The 17,198-nt window shown below is 25.1% G+C and carries 17 protein-coding genes; 4 read left to right on the top strand and 13 right to left on the bottom strand.

What is annotated here, in order from left to right:
- Window positions 1-107 precede the first annotated feature (107 nt).
- On the bottom strand, window positions 108-779 hold the full coding sequence (gene pgeF, locus ABIV_RS06365; protein ID WP_114839067.1) for a peptidoglycan editing factor PgeF: 672 nt from the start codon (window positions 777-779) through the stop codon (window positions 108-110).
- Window positions 780-883: 104 nt separating this feature from the next.
- On the opposite strand from pgeF, the gene ABIV_RS06360 reads away from it, so the two are divergent.
- Window positions 884-1,687: a shikimate dehydrogenase gene (locus tag ABIV_RS06360; protein ID WP_114839066.1), complete on the top strand. Its 804-nt coding sequence runs from the start codon at window positions 884-886 to the stop codon at window positions 1,685-1,687.
- A 61-nt stretch (window positions 1,688-1,748) separates the two neighbouring features.
- Here the strand turns inward: ABIV_RS06360 and ABIV_RS06355 are convergent, their stop codons facing one another.
- Window positions 1,749-2,159, bottom strand: coding sequence for a hypothetical protein (locus tag ABIV_RS06355; RefSeq protein ID WP_114839065.1), 411 nt, complete (start codon window positions 2,157-2,159; stop codon window positions 1,749-1,751).
- Between the two features lie 365 nt (window positions 2,160-2,524).
- Between ABIV_RS06355 and ABIV_RS06350 the strand changes: the two genes are divergently transcribed.
- Complete coding sequence (locus ABIV_RS06350) at window positions 2,525-3,235, top strand: hypothetical protein (RefSeq protein WP_114839064.1); 711 nt, start codon at window positions 2,525-2,527, stop codon at window positions 3,233-3,235.
- A 74-nt stretch (window positions 3,236-3,309) separates the two neighbouring features.
- Here the strand turns inward: ABIV_RS06350 and ABIV_RS13610 are convergent, their stop codons facing one another.
- From ABIV_RS13610 to ABIV_RS06325, 6 genes are all read right to left on the bottom strand, one after another.
- Window positions 3,310-3,483, bottom strand: a complete 174-nt coding sequence (locus ABIV_RS13610) for a hypothetical protein (RefSeq protein WP_162917982.1) — start codon at window positions 3,481-3,483, stop codon at window positions 3,310-3,312.
- An 11-nt stretch (window positions 3,484-3,494) separates the two neighbouring features.
- On the bottom strand, window positions 3,495-3,722 hold the full coding sequence (locus ABIV_RS06345) for a hypothetical protein (protein ID WP_114839063.1): 228 nt from the start codon (window positions 3,720-3,722) through the stop codon (window positions 3,495-3,497).
- A 110-nt stretch (window positions 3,723-3,832) separates the two neighbouring features.
- Complete coding sequence (locus ABIV_RS06340) at window positions 3,833-4,543, bottom strand: metallophosphoesterase (protein ID WP_114839062.1); 711 nt, start codon at window positions 4,541-4,543, stop codon at window positions 3,833-3,835.
- Window position 4,544: 1 nt separating this feature from the next.
- Window positions 4,545-5,384 carry a metallophosphoesterase gene (locus tag ABIV_RS06335; protein ID WP_114839061.1) on the bottom strand — a complete coding sequence of 280 codons (840 nt, stop codon included), beginning with the start codon at window positions 5,382-5,384 and terminating at the stop codon, window positions 4,545-4,547.
- A 24-nt stretch (window positions 5,385-5,408) separates the two neighbouring features.
- Entirely contained in the window at window positions 5,409-6,221 is an 813-nt protein-coding gene (locus ABIV_RS06330; protein ID WP_114839060.1) for a zeta toxin family protein, read from the bottom strand.
- A 72-nt stretch (window positions 6,222-6,293) separates the two neighbouring features.
- Window positions 6,294-6,557 (bottom strand): hypothetical protein, encoded by a 264-nt coding sequence (locus tag ABIV_RS06325; RefSeq protein ID WP_114839059.1) that lies wholly within the window; start codon window positions 6,555-6,557, stop codon window positions 6,294-6,296.
- 152 nt (window positions 6,558-6,709) lie between these two features.
- Between ABIV_RS06325 and ABIV_RS06320 the strand changes: the two genes are divergently transcribed.
- Window positions 6,710-7,447: a hypothetical protein gene (locus ABIV_RS06320; RefSeq protein WP_114839058.1), complete on the top strand. Its 738-nt coding sequence runs from the start codon at window positions 6,710-6,712 to the stop codon at window positions 7,445-7,447.
- Window positions 7,448-7,646: 199 nt separating this feature from the next.
- Window positions 7,647-7,898, top strand: a complete 252-nt coding sequence (locus ABIV_RS06315) for a hypothetical protein (RefSeq protein WP_114839057.1) — start codon at window positions 7,647-7,649, stop codon at window positions 7,896-7,898.
- Window positions 7,899-8,708: 810 nt separating this feature from the next.
- On the opposite strand, the gene ABIV_RS06310 is transcribed toward ABIV_RS06315, so the two are convergent.
- From ABIV_RS06310 to ABIV_RS06290, 5 genes are all read right to left on the bottom strand, one after another.
- A complete protein-coding gene (locus ABIV_RS06310; RefSeq protein ID WP_114839056.1) occupies window positions 8,709-10,913 on the bottom strand; it encodes a hypothetical protein in 2,205 nt (734 codons plus the stop codon).
- The gene (locus ABIV_RS06305; RefSeq protein WP_114839055.1) at window positions 10,897-12,696 is read right to left on the bottom strand and encodes an AAA family ATPase; all 1,800 of its coding nucleotides are present in this window, start codon (window positions 12,694-12,696) and stop codon (window positions 10,897-10,899) included. The genes ABIV_RS06310 and ABIV_RS06305 overlap by 17 nt, the downstream gene beginning before the upstream one ends.
- A 2-nt stretch (window positions 12,697-12,698) precedes the next feature.
- Entirely contained in the window at window positions 12,699-14,090 is a 1,392-nt protein-coding gene (locus ABIV_RS06300; RefSeq protein WP_114839054.1) for a restriction endonuclease subunit S domain-containing protein, read from the bottom strand.
- Entirely contained in the window at window positions 14,091-15,683 is a 1,593-nt protein-coding gene (locus ABIV_RS06295; RefSeq protein ID WP_114839053.1) for an HsdM family class I SAM-dependent methyltransferase, read from the bottom strand.
- A 347-nt stretch (window positions 15,684-16,030) separates the two neighbouring features.
- A complete protein-coding gene (locus tag ABIV_RS06290; protein WP_114839052.1) occupies window positions 16,031-17,134 on the bottom strand; it encodes a tyrosine-type recombinase/integrase in 1,104 nt (367 codons plus the stop codon).
- Between the last annotated feature and the right edge of the window lie 64 nt (window positions 17,135-17,198).

Genomic DNA, 17,198 nt, shown 5'->3' with positions numbered 1-17,198 from the left:
ATGAAACTTAAAAATTTTAAATAATTATAATTTCAGCTTATTAACTTTAATTTAAGTTTAAGGTACATGATTTTGACATGATATTTACATAATTTTTACATAATTGACTACTTGATGGTAATTAGACCAGCAAACCTACCACACTTTTTATCCACTCTATATGAGAAATATGGTTTACCTGAACACTTAGTACATGTATTAGATATACTTATATTTCTTACTCCTATATCATTTAGTAACATTTTATTTATACCTTGTAAATCAATATTGTTACCAAAAATAAACTCCTTTGAAAAACTATTTTCAACAATACTTTTTAACTCTTCATTCACTTCATAGCAACATCTATTTATAGCTGGTCCCATTATTACTTCAATATCCTCTTTCTTACAAGAGAAGTTTTTAATCATCTTCTCTACAGTAAGAGGAGCAATCTTTTGAAAAGTAGAGTTTCTTCCTGCATGTACAGCTGCAATTACATCTTTTTTTCTATCCATAAATAAAATAGGTATACAATCTGCAACCATTACCATAAGTGTTAAGTTTTTTGAAGCAGTTATAATTCCATCACAACTATCTATAACCCTATTTGAGTTTTCATCTATAAGCTCTACATTATTCCCATGTACTTGATTCATATAAAATAGATTTTCAATTTTAATATTATATTTTTCTTCTAAATTCTTTCTGTTTTTATCAACATTATCTTTATCATCATTTACATGGTAAGCTAAATTACCATCATTTTTATCTGTAAAAAAATATTCAATTTTTGACATAATTTTTCCTAGTAGTTATTTCTTTTTTATTTTACTATGTGAAGATTAAACTTTAATCTATTCTAATATTATTTCTGATAAAATCCCCATAATAAAGGATAAGTATGAGTGAAAATAAAAATTTATTTGCAATATTTGGAAACCCAGTTGAACATTCAAAATCACCTCAAATGCAAAATGCAGGTTTAAAAGAAATCAACTTTAATGGACTATATCAAAAACATCATCTTGAAGATGGAAATAAAATAAAAGAAGTTTTTTTACAAAGCAACTATAAAGGTGCAAATATTACTGTCCCTCATAAAGAGTTTGCATATAGAAATGCAGATGAAGTTAGAGGAATAGCACAAAAAATAGAAGCTGTAAATACTTATATAAATGAAAATGGAAAAGTTATTGCTTATAATACAGATGCTCCAGGTTTTATAAAAGCAATTGAATCTTTTGGTACTGTAAAAAATGTCCTACTTTTAGGGGCAGGAGGTACTGCAAAAGCTATTGCTTTAGCACTTCAAGAAAAAGGTATTAAAGTAACTGTGTTAAATAGAAGTGAAGGAAAACTTGATTTCTTTAAAAAAGAGAATATCCTTGCTTATTCTTGGGATGATTTTCAAGCAGAAGATTATGATTTAGTAGTAAACTCAACAAGCGCTGGATTAAAAGATGAATACTTACCTTGTGATAGAGAGATTTTAGAGCCAATACTGAAAAAAGCTTCGTATGCTTTTGATTGTGTATATGGAAAAATCACACCCTTTTTAGCTTTGGCACGTGAGAATAACTGTGAAATAAAAGATGGGGAAGATATGCTTTTATTTCAGGGCTTACTTGCATTTGAGCTATTTACTAATACAAAAGCCGATAATTCAGTACTTGAAGCAATGAGAAAAGGATTAAGAGGAGAGTAAAATTCTCTTCTTAGCTACCCTATAGCTACCCATATATAGAAATTAGTAAATTTTTATGGAACTATTTTTTTATATAAATATCTTTTTCTTTTTCAAAATATTCTTCAAAAAAGTATATGTAGTCTTCTAATGATAGATTGAATTCAGTATTACCACTTCTAAATTTTTTAAACTTAAAATTCTCAAATTGTTCTTCATATGTTTTAAAAGCAAGAATAACTCTTATCATCTCTTGCATATTATTTGCAAAAAATATATTCTTTTTATATTTTATATAGTCAGATTTGAGATAAGTTTTTAAATACTTTAAATATGTTTTTTCAGAAACACTACAGTTCTTAGGTAAAGTCTTATTTATAATTCTAAGTTGTTCTGAAACTGGATACAAATGATTTAAAAGTAATATTATAGAATCACTAATACTAGATAAAAGTTCTTCTTTAGGCTTTCTCTTATTTCTTTTTTGTTGCATAATTACCTTCCTTGAAAATAAAAAACTAAGTAGCAAAATATTATAAATTTTTAGAAGATAAATAAAGGGTATTTTTTATGAAATAAAATTTAACCATAAAAGATATTATAAAAAAGAGTAAGCGAGTTTGCCAAGTGTGGCCACAAATTTCTACCGCAATTTATACCCAACTTGACACCTCTTTTTGCACCCAAATTATCACCGTAATTTGTACCGCAATATTTTATAAAATTTTGAAAATTTATTTAAGTTTTGATTTTAATATATATATCATAAATTAAAATAATATTTTTATAAATATTATTTAATAGGTTTTAGGCTATTTTATATATAATTTAATAAATATAATGATGTTGGAGAATATAATGGATTTTTTTCAAAAAACATTCAATGATGTAGGTTGGTTCATCCCACCATATGTTAGGATTGGTTATCTTATAGATATTATTAAGGATGTAAATCTAAATGAACATAATAACTTAGAAGAATTACTTTCTCATATTTATAATGCTGATGGGTTATCAGCAATGGTTGTGCATAGATACCCCTTTGTTCCAATAATATCTGAATATTCTCAAATTATTAGTGAATCAATTAAAGCTCATTTTCTTGGTCTACATCATATTGCTGTTTCAGGACTAATACCTGTGGTAGAAGGTGTAGCTAGAAAAATAGCTGAATCAAAAGGTATTCAAGAGGAATATATTAAACCGATATTTATAAAATTATCAGAACACACAAAAAATGATGTTGAAAAAAACCAGTTAGGTATGGTCTCAGAAATAATACCTATGTTAGAATCTTTTAAGAACTTTGCAACAAATAACTTATACATAAAATCTCAAAAATATTCATTAGAAGATAAGACTAATCGTCATGGTATATTACATGGTGAATACAGTGATGGGGACTATGGTAAACCAATAAATTTTTATAAAGTTATTGGATCCATAGATTTTTTATGTTTTATCATATCAATAAGGGAATCAATATCCTTTTTTGCTCCAGATATAACAGTTAAATCACAACAACTTAGTAGAATATACAAAAAATTAGAAACATTAGCTAAAACTTAGTATTTCTATATCTATTTTTTATTCTTATTATAGTGTTTGTATTAATTTTATAGATAATTAATATAAAAGAGATATTAAAAAACCTCTTTTATATTTCTAATGATATCTTTTAGAACTTTAGTTTTTAATTCTTTATCTTTTTGTGGTAAATCAGATTTTTGAACTTCAATAAGCATTCTATTTGCTTCTTGAAGATCTTTCTCTTGATTAAAAGATACTTCTTTTAGTAAATCTAAATTTTTAATCACAAAAGCTCCTTTTAAAGATTTGAATCAAGAGACATTTCATAAGCTCTATCGCTTTGAAATTCTCCACAATATTCTACTATAAAATCATAAGAATCAACTGGAAAAATATCTTTAAAATGTTCAATTCCTTCACTTAATGCAGTAGTTTCATTATCACTATAAGTATAATAACTATTTATACAATAGTGTTCACCTTTTTTGAATACTTGAATTTCATAATTTGGTTCTAATTCGTCCATAGGATAACCTTTATAATTTTTATAAATTATAACATTAATCTTTCTTTTTTATCAAAAAAATTACATTTTGAAATAAAAACAACAACATATCAGGTAATTTTTACCTAGCACTATTCTTCTATATTCTCTTGAATAAAAATCTTCATACTTGGAAATTCTAAAGCACATAGCTTAGCATTAGCATCTATATCTTTATAACAGCAACCTAAATCAATGCTAGCTTTATAATCTTCTAATATTGGATTTTGAGTAGGAGTATGTCCATAAACATTAAATATTTCTAAATTATCACAATTTTTAAATCTTGAATTTAAAACTGTATTTTCAAAAGACATAAACTCTTTTGAATCTTTTGGATAATCTTTATATTTCCATTTATCAAAAACATGTGAGTGTGAAACAACCAGATATCTATTTTTAATTTTCATATCTTTGTATTCAAGATATAAAGGTAATGATTGTAACCATTTTGCATGATCTAAATGAGCTGCTTCATCTAATATCCCATTTACTCTATATGAATTAATAGTCTCTTTCCCACCATTTTTACCAAACCAACTTTTTATGTCAAAATATGATAATCTTTTCTCTAAATATTGAGAGTATTCAATAAAGTATTTTTCATGATTTCCTAATACGCAATCATAGTTATTATCTCTTACAAAATCTAGTACAGCTTTAGAATTAGATCCTCTATCAACTAAATCACCCACAAAACAAATTTTGGAGTTTTGTTTATTTGGAAACTGTTCTATTAAAGCTAATAAACTTTTATAACAGCCATGAACATCACCTATAATATAAATTGGTTCTTTATTCATCTTAAACCTCTATTTGTCTAATATTAACCCATACACCAAATCCACTTTCATTAGGATATCCAAATGGACTACAGATACATTTAACATTATGTTCTTCATACTCAAGTTCTTCATGAGTATGGCCAAATATCCAATATTTCATAGAACCATTTTTTAAATACTCTTCTCCTTCAAAAGTAAAGAATGTATTTGTTTGATTCTTTTGATATCTTTCACTTATGTTTTCATCTTTGCATGATGGATTTATATGAGTTATCATTACATCACAATTTTTATAAACTGCTTCAATCTTAGGTTTCTCAATTTCAAATATGTCATTAAAATTTTCTATACCTAATATAAAGTTAGAATCATTCATACAGTTATGCCACATTTGATTAGTTGATTTAACTGGAAAATTTTCATTAGGATATTTTCTCTTTAAATAACCATCGTTATACCAAGAATCACAACCACCAAATTTAATTCCCTCTATTTCTATTATATTTCCATCAAGACAATATAAGTTATCTTCTCTATTAATTCTTAATCTCATTTCTTCAGTTCTTGCAAATGAATCTTTAAATTGAAGTTTTGAATCTTTACAAACTAAATAATAATCATGGTTTCCAAGAATACAGATTATATATTTATAATAGTGTTCTTTAAAGTATTTTAATACTTTTATATTTTGATGATTATAGTGTCCTATATCTCCTGGAACAATAAGAACATCACCTATTTCTCTATTATCTTTTTTAATAATAGGTTCATATAGTTTTTTTATTTGTGCATCTTCTATTTTTTCCTTAGGATTAAAATAAAAATCTATATGTAAATCACTTAATATATCTATTTTCATTTTTTGTTTCTTTTTTCAATATTTTTACTCACTATATTTTATCCCTAATTTATCTAAGTTCTTTTTCATAGTATCAGATAACTTTATTTTCTTTATTGGATAATCTGTATTTATTACCTCTTGCAGCTTTCTAAAAGCCAAATCACAATTTTTTAATAAAAAATCTTTTGCAAATTTAATATCATTTTGCATAACTTCACTCTTGTTAATAACTTCATCTAAACTATTAATATTTTTCAAAATTAGATCATTATGAAGATCATAAAAATTTACTCTTACATTTGAGTGTTTTTCTTTTATTGTATTTACAGCATTTATAGAGCTTATGAACCCACTGTAAAAAGTGTTTTCAAGTATCTCTATACTCTTTATTGCAATATCTAAAGGTCTATATACAAAATTTATTTCAATATCATAATTCTTTTCTAACGCACTATCTATAAACTCAAAAAAAGTACCATCTAAAATAAAAGAGTACCTTTTATTTAAAACAGTATCCATAAGAATATTAACACCCTCTAAACTTGCTTTATCAAATAAATGTGAATTTGAACCATTATAGTATTTACAATATTTTTTAATTTCTGTATGCTCTATAAAATCAATTTGATAAAGTTCATTTAATGCACTTGCAAACTCTTTTTTACCTGAACCATATCCACCAAATATGAAAAATGCTTTCTTGTCTTTATTTTTGTTTCTAAGAAAGACATCTTCTAAAAGTGCTTTCTTAGATTTTATTTCTTCATATGCAAGTTCACTTATAGTTTTTTCATCAAGTGTTAGAGTATTATTTAGTAAAGTTTTTGCGTAGTTGATTAAATCTTTTTCTTTCATTTGATTTTCTTCTTATTTTAATTTCTGATGAAAATTAGTGAAAAATGGCACTTGTTTAAGTTTTATTTAACACTAACTATTAGTAGAAACTAACAAACTTACTTTAAGTCGTTCATTCTCTTCTTTTAAGATCTTGTTTTCATCTTCTAAAGAATTTATTTTATCTTCTAGTATAAATTTTTCATATAATAGCTCTTCATAGTTTTTCACTAAGTCTTCTTTACTAAATTTATCTAGCATAGATTGATATTTGTCTTGTTTCTGTTCTTTTTTATAATCTGAAACCCAACTTGACATAAAACTTGATGCTTCTTTTAGTGATATTTCTTCTTGCATTTTGACCCCTTTGATTTATTAAATCAATTTTACACTATTTTTCTAAGTCATTTTAAAATTATTACATATTGCAACATAAATATCGCTATATGACGATTGCAATAAAAAACATTATAAGTTATGATTTTTTACAAAAATTTTGGAGAATATTAATGTTTGAAGATATAGAGCCAATTTTACGAGACTTTTTATTATGTGAATTAGATAAGCATGAAGTATTTCAAAATGAAAAAGATTTACTTGCTATTGATTTATATTGGGATAGCTTAGAACATCAGAAAAAAGTTAACTTTTTAACAAACCTTTTAAAATCTAACTTTTATTATCGTACTGATTATATTTCATATTTTAATAAACCTATATCAATCAAGCACACTGAATTAAAAAAGATTTTACTAACCTTTGAAGAATTTAGAATTATTATACAACTAATTTTAGATAATAATTTAACAGGTACAAATATAGAAGAAGTACTTCTTTCAACAAGAAAAGAAGGTTTTGACGATGAATTTAAAAATGAAATAGAACAGTACCCTAGGATTCCTACATTTATGACTAAATTCTTTTGTGCGCAACTTATTAATGGTAACAGTAAAAATATAGATGAGAAAATACAAAAAGAAGTAGTTTTTTATCCAAAACTTTTGAATACAGTTAAATCTTATGATGAACTAATTGAAAAAGTAGAATATTATATTTATATAGCTTATTATCACTTTATTGGAAAATATTCAAACACTCAAATCACTAAAACTATTAATAAGAATATTGTATCTACTGTATATAAATACAACTCTGATATTAAACGAATCCTTCAAGAAAAAGATAAGAAAAGCTTTTTTAAACAGCTTACAGAAAAGCCCCAAATTGAATTAGATAAAAATTTATAAATAATCCCCTATTTTTAAATCTTTAAACTTATTAAACTTCTCTCATCCATAAATATTTAGAGCTCGGCAAGCGAATAAGGCTCTTATAACAATATCGCCTGATATTGTTGAGCTCTAAGTATTTACAATTGAATTATGAGTTTGCCGACTTACTTTCAATTTCAAAACTTAATTTCATTTTTATGTACAAGGTAATGTTTTGAATATTTCATCTGAAATCATTTTTACATCAATGCTACAAGCTTTAATCTCCAAGTATGGAGTAATGCTTACATCAAAAGATTGTGCTGAAGCTTTAGGAATAAGTACAAGAACTCTTGATGAAAGAAGAAAAGCAGCAATTGACTGTCCAGAATTCATTGAAGCAAAAAAAGGGATTATGTTTCCTGTTCAAAATGTAGTTAATTATCAACTTGAGAAAAGTAAACAATGTATAAAAGTGGACTATTAATATCTCAAGACAAGGAGGTTCTAGCAATTCTTCCTTGTTAGTTTGGCGACTATAAGAATTGCTAAAAAGTATAACATCTTAACAAATATCTAAATAAATTTCAAGCTTTTAATCCAAAAAATTTCAAAAAAATCAACTTAAATGTTGAGGATAAAGCAATGTTCATAAAAACTATATAAGCGGTAGAATGTAAGGACTGTACAGTAAGCGAAATCTTACAATAAAAAATAAAAACTTGCATAAGGTGAGAATGAACTCACCGAAAATAATCACAGCCAAATAAATAAGAGACCAAATCAGCAAGGTGTGAGGAAGTGTATGTGGTACGATTCACCTTGGAGATGCCCGCTCATCTGCGAAAGCAGTAGCAAGAACATTCCTATATATTTACTAGTTAATATATAAAACAGAGGTTTTTAAAGAAGTAATGACACTTTTACTAGATTTTTAAATATATAGGTTATTAGATAAGGGGAGCCGTCTAGTGTAATTATGTTGTAGATTAAGAGCTGAACAATAATCTACTTAAGTCGTAGCGTAGTGTCCTGCAAAAGCCGAGTCATTAGCACATTATAGACTAACTTGTCCTATACTACTTTGTTAAATTCAAAGTAGTATAAGGGCAAGTTGTCTTCACTTCGGAGCCATTCCCTACCAAATCATTTTGACATGGCCAAAGATGAACGGCAAAATTAACTTGAATAAGTGAAGACAACTGAGACAAAAAAGGTGGGAATCTTAACAACCTATGCTTGTAAATTTATTACTTGTTATCTAAACACTCGATTAATTTAGTTTTGAGTCAATTTATTATAATTGTTTAATTTCTTTTATTATTGTTTTTTTCATATCAAGTAATCTATTTACCTTTTTATCATTAAAAAGAAGATTATATAACTCTTCATATTTTACTAAAGACATGGATTTTATATGTGCATGTTCATTTCGTAAATTTATAACTTTTTTCATAAAAGTAATTAATTCCAATACAAAAAAAGTTCTATCAATATTAGTTATTTCATCAAATTCAACTATCGTATTGTTATCTTGTAATAATAAACTAATACTACCTAACATCAAACCTTGCAGTTTAGTATTATCATTATACTCATATTGATTTAATTTTACTCTTTTCCCATTTTCTAAATCTTGAGTAATACTTCTTCTTGAATTAGATATATTTGTCCATGGACAAGTATTATCACATACATTACTTTTTATTCTAAGAAACCATGAAAAAGATGTATTTAGCTCTAATTCTACTAATTTCCATAAACCACTAGCAGGCATAGAATAATCAAAATGTTCAAAATTTTTATCTTTATAGTAATTATAAATAGAAGATGATGATTTTAGGAATTTTATACTATCTTCTTCTAATACATTTTCATAAATATCTAGAATATTTTGTACTTCAGGGGAAATTTTTTCTTCTAGTGATTCTAATAATTTATCTGATGATTTAATTAAAGCATCATCAAGTTGTGCAAAAATTTCTTCCTTATCTTCAAAATTTTCACTATTTAATAGCTTTGTTATTACTTCACTTCTTTTATCTTCAATATCTTCAATAAATTCTTGTGTAGATTCTTTTATAATAGCTTCTCTACTATCTAATTCAATCTGTTTTTCTATTTCTTCAAAATCATATTTAAAATCTATACTATTATTTTCTTCAGTAAAATTCATATCTATTTGTAAAATACCAAAATTAAACAATGAATCATCATCTTTTAAAATACTAATATGATCTTGATTATTCAAGTAATATGGATATATTAAATAAGGAATTATTTTTGATTCTAGTTTTTTTAACAATAAAGCATCTCTTTGTAATTTTAAGAAGTCATTTGAATCAATTTTTCCTAAGCTATTAATACTTTTCCATTTTGCATCTAGTACTATTTTTATGTTTTTTGATTCATTTAATAATACATAATCAGGATTTGCACTTCTTTCTTTATCTTTGCCATATTCATTTGAAATTAAATCATATTCAACGGTTGTTTTGTTTTCCTTATTACTATGCTTATCAAATAAAATTTTATAACTATTTTTATAAGCAAAATCTTTTAATATATCATAAACATACCATTCATAAAAACTTGTAGGATTTATAAAAAATGATGTTGTTTTTAGATCATATCTATTTGTTACTGCTATCTCACTATCATCATACATTTGCTCAAAACCAAATAATGATTTAATATCTACTAATAAAAGCTTCATATCACTTTTCTTGCTAAATATTTTTGATGTTTTAAAATTACCTAGTTTTGATAAAGTAAATTTATACCCTTTATCAAAACTATATTTTTTAGCTATAAAGGACACAACTTTTTGGGTGTTTTGATGTAGTTCTTTTTGATATTTACTATCTTTAATAGCTTCTATTCTTTTTTTTGAAAACAATTTTAATGCCCCATAGCATATAGTTGCTATTTCTGAATACATTAAATCTCTATTTTGAACTTGATGTATTTTTGTATTATCTAGTTCTTTTATATTTTTTGATAGATTTAGTTTATATTTTATGTCTTGTGATTTATAATCAACTTGAACTCTTTTATAGTTTTTATGTCGCTTAAAAAATATTTCTATTTTATCAATAATAGATTTGTATTTATAGTATTCAAATACTTCTATTGGATTATGTGCATTATTTTCTTTTTGATTGTTTGATTCAAACGCCAAACTTAAAAGTGAATTTGGTATTTGCTTTGTTTTATCAAATTTGTATTTATTATTTACTCTATAATAGTGAAGTAAATAATCAACAAATTCTTTTTGAGCAGTAGGATTTTTTTCTTCTATAGTTTTAGGTAAAACAATAATTTTATAAATCTTTTCATCTTGTTCAAAGATATAATAGCCCACTTCATTGTTATACATTTTATTGAATAAATCAATGAAATGATGCTCAAATTTAGAAGAATCTATCCCTTGTTCTTTAAGAGTCTGGAAAATATTTTTTTCATTTTCTCTTAAAAAGATTATATTAATCGATGAATTCATATTTGATTTTCGATTGTATATCTTTAATCATTTCATAGTAACTATTTTCAACATTAATACTTAGATCAGCTGGAAAAGGCAAATCTTCAACGATAGATTTAAAAATGTCAAATTCTATTTCTCTTATGTCCTTAAACTCTATTATCAATTTAGAAAATGCTTTATAAAATGCTTCTTTATCTTTAACATCTTTCCAAATAGCATGACCTATTAAAAATCTATCAGGATGAATTTCTCCTTGTTTTTCCATAATAGTATTAATTGATTTATTTAATTTATCAAAAAAATCTTTTGCATAATCATTAACAATAGTTTCCTTTGGATAAATTTCAATAACTTCAAATCTTCTTAATAAATTATCTTCTATGACCTTTTTATCATCTCTATAATTTGATGTACAGAAAATATATAAATTATTTGGCATTATCATTTTCTTATAATCTGTGCTATCATTTACAAGATAAGGTATTTCAACATAATCTAAAGTATCATCTTTTTTTACTAATTTATCTACAAGTTCTTCATAAGTTTCATATTCTAGATTGTCTGCAATTAATTTTGCTCTTTTATCATCTTCAATTAAATAAATTAAATCACCAATAAGCTCATTTAGACTATTTTCTTGTATCTCTTCAAGTATTAAAACAAAAGGTTGATTTGGATTGAATGTAGCTCTTTTAATGATATCTAGAATAAGACCTTGTTTTTCACTATATTTTATATTTCCATTATTAGTTGTAGATATTCCTATACCTTGCATTAGATCACTATTTGAAGATGCAGAGTGAATATTAATTCTCAATACATTTTTATCATTTTTTGCTAGTTCTAATTTGTTTCTGATAATCTCATTTATAGCTCTACTTTTCCCTGTACCTGGAACACCTTTGAAAAGAATGTTTTTATACGGAAAATTTAAATTACCTTTTACTTCATCTGAAAATTTTCTTTTTTTTATTTTTGTATTGTCTAATTGAATTTTATTCACATTCGTCGATTCAGTTTTAAGAACACCATTAAAATCATTTTCTGTTTTATTTTCTTCTAGTTCTTCCATAAGTTCTCCAATATCTAAATCTTCTTCATTAGAACTTTTTTCTATTTCACAATTTTCATTTTCTATAAATTCATTATTTGTATATTCATAGCAAACTTTCTCTTCAGCCTCTATGTCGTAGCAAACATATAAAGACTGACTTCCATCTAAATATATTTTTTTATATTTAAATTCAGAGAATATCAATTCTTGAAAATCTTCTTTCCAACCTCTAAAAATAACAAGTGAATTAGGCTTTAATATTTTAGATAATGTTTTATTTAAAGCATCAAAATCTTTATTTTCTTTATTAATAAAGTCTTTTTTTGTTGGTTTACCGCCATGAGTAGGATTAAAAATAAGCAAATCAACACTATTTTCTTCAAAACAATCAGAATTAAAAAAATTACATTGGTTCAATTCACAATTTTCTAATAAATTTTCTAATTCCTGATTACATTCATCTAAAAAGTAATCATTTAAAATAATATTTTGATATTCTATTTGATTTTCTAGCAATATATGTGAAGTTAAATTCCCACTACCAAAACATAAATCCATCACAGTTTCTATAGAATCTAATTTTTCTTTAATAACTGTATCATTTTGTATTTCATTTATAAATTGTGATTTTATCAATGCTTCATCTGAATTAATATAGTAATATTTATTGTTTTTAGTTTCTTTTGAATTTACTATATTAATATTGAATTTGTCTATTTGGCTATATATTTCTTCTTTTGCCATCATTATCTCCATTCTATTTTGCTAAAAGTTCTATATAAAAAAGCTTCATCAACTTTATCTGTCAATCTTTCTATATTATCAAATTTTGTAAATCTTTCATCCATATTATTTAAAATCATTTCCCAAAATTCAACTAATATTTTTTGTATATCAAACGAAGAAAGTGTATTGTGAGATGGAAGAGTTATTTCTATACCAAATTTTGGTAAATCTTTTGGTGTTGGTCGATTTTCACGATTCATACTATATTTATCTCTCATGTTAATGATTTGATTTAAAATATATAAACTATAAAAGTCATTATCATTTTTAAATGATATAACTGTTCTCTCTTGATTAACAAAGTATTTATCTGTATGTACAAAAAAGTTTCTACCTGCAGAGCCATCACCGTTATTTGCAAAGGAAATATCTGGATTTTGATAATTTGGTACAAATATTTTATTTGGATACTTTGATTCATCAACTTTACACAATTGTTCTATAGCACCAGAATAGACTGGGTAACCATTATTTGAAGAGTTTTGTAAGATTAAATCTTGATTTTTCTCTAGTTTTTTAGGAGATAGTAAATCATTTTTTTTAATATTAAAAAAATCTATTTTTTTGAACGTAACTTCTTCAAGTTTTATTTTATAATTATTTGATTTTGTAAACTCATTAAAACTTTTTACAATAGTTTTGTCATGTCTAAAAGTTGCAGGAATTAAAGCTTTTTTTATTTTTTCTAATATTGGTTTTTGGTGTGTAACGGTTTGTCTAAAAACATCTGTATAGTTTATTTTCCAAAACTCTAAAAATTCAACGATAGCTTTTTGAATATCTATTGATTTACATTTTTCATTATAGTCTTTTGGAACTGGAATCACTAAAGGCTTAATCTTATCCATACTTAACTCTACTTGTCCACCAGAACCTTCAGCCATAGCCTCAAGCTTTTTAAAACCATAATTCACAAAAAAATGAAGCAAATAAAATTTATTAAAACTGTTTAAATCATATCTCAGAGCTGTAATATGGCTATCAGATACATAACCCCCGTCAAGATCAAAAAGAGTTACTCTACCTGCGGTACCAACACCTGTCGTATTGATTAAAATGTCACCTTTCTGTAAATATTTTGGATTTTTTACTTTGGTTAAATCTAAATAAGCTGTATTTTTAAAATCAAACACATTGTAATTACCTCTAGCTTGTCCTGATTTTATCACAATAGTATTTGTCGAAATTGATGAATATTTTGGAGTTGAACCTTTAATAAATTCATCAATAACATCACTGATTGTTTTCTTGTCAAACTCAACATCTTCAATATTCAAATCATTATACTGGTTCGTTTCAGTTTGGAACTCTTTAAACTTTTCAATAACTTGACTATCTAAAGTACCTATCATCTACTTTATCCCAAATAGTGGATTATTTTGAAACTCATCACACATCTGTTTCATAAGCATATTTAACTCATTTGTAAGTTCATCAAAACTTACATCTTCACTATCATCTTTGAAGCCTATTTCATTTGATATATTTATCTCATATCTGTCTTTAGATTTTATAGTTTTTGAAATATGTTCATAATCTTTTTTTCTTTGAATATATTTTATGATATCTTTAATATTTTTTTCACTATAGCTATGTTTCATCTTATCTTTTGGCATAGGATGTCCACTAAAAAGTTCATCTTCTTTTGTATCTGCTTTTACTATCTTTATAGAATCACTTTTGTCACTATCTAGGAACCAAATATGAGAGCTAATATCTGTATTTGTAAACATTGCATTAGGTTGTTCTAAAATAGCATTTACAAAACCAGTATTAAATATTGCTTTTCTTATCTTTGCTTCACTACTTGTTTCACTCCCTGTACTTATAAGTGTAGATGAACTTATAATAGCTGCTTGAGCTTTTTTACCTTTGCCTTTTTCAGATTGCATAAGTTTAAGTATATGTTGCATAAATAAAAATTGTCCATCTGATTTTTTAGGAGTTATAATTTTATTTTTATCTTTTATTACAAAAAAATCACTTTCAGAATCTTTTTTCATATTATTAAATATATCTTCATAGTTATGTTTCCAGTCTACACCAAATGGCGGATTAGCTATGATGAAATCGAAACTTTTATGATTGTCAATTCCTTTTGCAAAGGCAGGATTAGTTAAAGTATTTCCATAAGCAATAGTATTTTTAATTCCTTGTTTTTTACCATCAATAGAACTAATTTCTAGAAATATTTTTGCTAATAGCCATGTTTGTCCGTGAAGTTCTTGTCCATATACTTCTATATCTTGCTTTTTATTTTTGTTATAAAAATAATGGGCTGATTCAATCAACATACTTGCAGTCCCGCATGTTGGATCATATATCGCAATTTTTTCTCTCGTACGAACATCTATTGATGATGCTTCACACATCAAATGAATAATTGATTTTTGTGTAAAATGTTGACCTGTTAAATCACCACTTAGTTTTTTCATTCTAGATATTGTAGTTTCATATAAGTCTTTATATAACTCTTTTGGATAATCTTTAAAATTAGCCCTGCATGTATAAATATCTAATACATTTTCAAGATAGTCATTTGGTAGTTCTTGAATATATCTTTCAAGCTCAAATGTTTTAAAATGATTTAAATAAGTTAATATATTTGTAGAAATATCTGGATTATATTTGCTTTCTTGTTTAAAATAATTTAGATTTTGTCCAAAGCTTTCAATATTTTGAACTATATTTAAAAATGTAGACTTTGTATTATCTTTTTTATATTTATTATAAAGTGCAGTTGTTAAACCAAATTTGTTATCATATTCGAAATTAAATTTTAATTTTTTATTATCAATCAAAAGTTTTAAAGCCATAAAAGCCAAAATTCTTTGGTCATAAGTTGATTCATTAATACCTATATCTCTAAGAATATCAGAATAAGCCCAATAATAATCACCTAAAGTTTTATTTTGAAATAATTTTGATTTTACTTGCATTGTCATAATATTTTGCCTTTTTTATTTTCTCAAAGAAAATATAACAAATTTTTAACTAGTTTTTAAAAAATATTACATTTTGTTAAGTATTTTGTACAATTTAAAAATACTAATTGTAATTAGGTTAATATTATATCTAAAAACAACTTATACAGGATTGACCATACAGGCTATATTTATACTTTTAAATATTATTAAATTCTATAAACCAATAAAATCATTCCTAGAGACAATAATATATTGATTATCTTCAAAAAAGACAACTCCTTTTTTAATTCATCTATACGGACTTTATAGTTTTAATTTCTATGTTTCATTTAGTGTAGTCAAGTTATAAAACTTATAAAATTGTTTTATAGTATATTATTAATAAAAGCATCCACATGCTTCTCTCCACTACTCTTACTTAACTTTGCATATCTCATCGTTGCATTTATATCATTATGATTCATAAGTTTTTTAATTGTAAGTATTGGTGTTTCATTTATAGCTAGTTGACTTGCAAATGTGTGCCTTAGTGTATGAATAGTTACTTTATTTAAGGGTTCTGTTCCCTCTGGATTAAAAAGAATATCAAAGATAGGTTGTAGTTTTCTATAGTAGTATTGATTTGTATAGTTTTGATTTTTTGTAGTTTTAAATAGATAGTCATCTTTTTTTATGTTTAATTCAGATATAAACTGCTCTACTTCTTTTTTAAGTTCTTCATTTAAAAATCCATAGTACTCACTATTGTTTTTAAAATCATATAGTTTTATTGTTCCATTTTCTTTTATGTCAGATGGTTTTATATGGCATATCGTTTGTAGTCTTCCTCCTGTAGCTAAACTTAGCATTACAAAGTAGTATGCTATCTTATCATTTTTAAGAGTTTGTGTAAGTATTTTTATTTCATCTATTTCAAGGTATCTAAGTCTTGAGTTATTTACTTTTAGTTTTTTTATTCCTTTACAAGGGTTTTTATCAAGTATTTCATTTTCTATCGCCCAAATAAATATTCCACCTACTTGTTGTATTATAAAATTAACTGTTGCAGGCATAAGATCTTTTTGTATTTCTACTTGAAAGTTTTCCATATCAGCTTTTGTTATTGTTTTAACAGCTTTAGTGCCAATAAAGTGTCCATTTAGTCTATTTTCTACTCTTGATCTGGTTTTTTTATTTTGTTTGTTATAAAGCTCTTTATAATCATAAAACTCTTTTGCAAGTTCTAATAGTGTCTTAGAAGTCTTTTTTGATGCTATATGAGGTAGTTCTTCTCCTAATCTTTGCTTAGTTACTATTTCATTTCTTTTTTGATGACAGTATGCTTCTCTTATACCCTCACTATGTAAGCCTATTTTTAGCCAAACTTTTTTATTATCAACTTTATAAGTTATATCATACGACTTATCACCATTACTTAGCTCTCTATAATAAACACCAGGATACTTTTTAGATTTTATTCTTTGTGCCATAATTTTACCTACTTTTTATGCTACCCCAATAGGTTATTTTAGCTACCTTACAGCTACCCTAAAA

The organism is Halarcobacter bivalviorum, assembly GCF_003346815.1.
Taxonomy (GTDB): domain Bacteria; phylum Campylobacterota; class Campylobacteria; order Campylobacterales; family Arcobacteraceae; genus Halarcobacter; species Halarcobacter bivalviorum.
The sequence above is the reverse complement of the archived record's forward strand: the minus strand, read 5'-3'. Positions and strand labels throughout refer to the sequence as shown.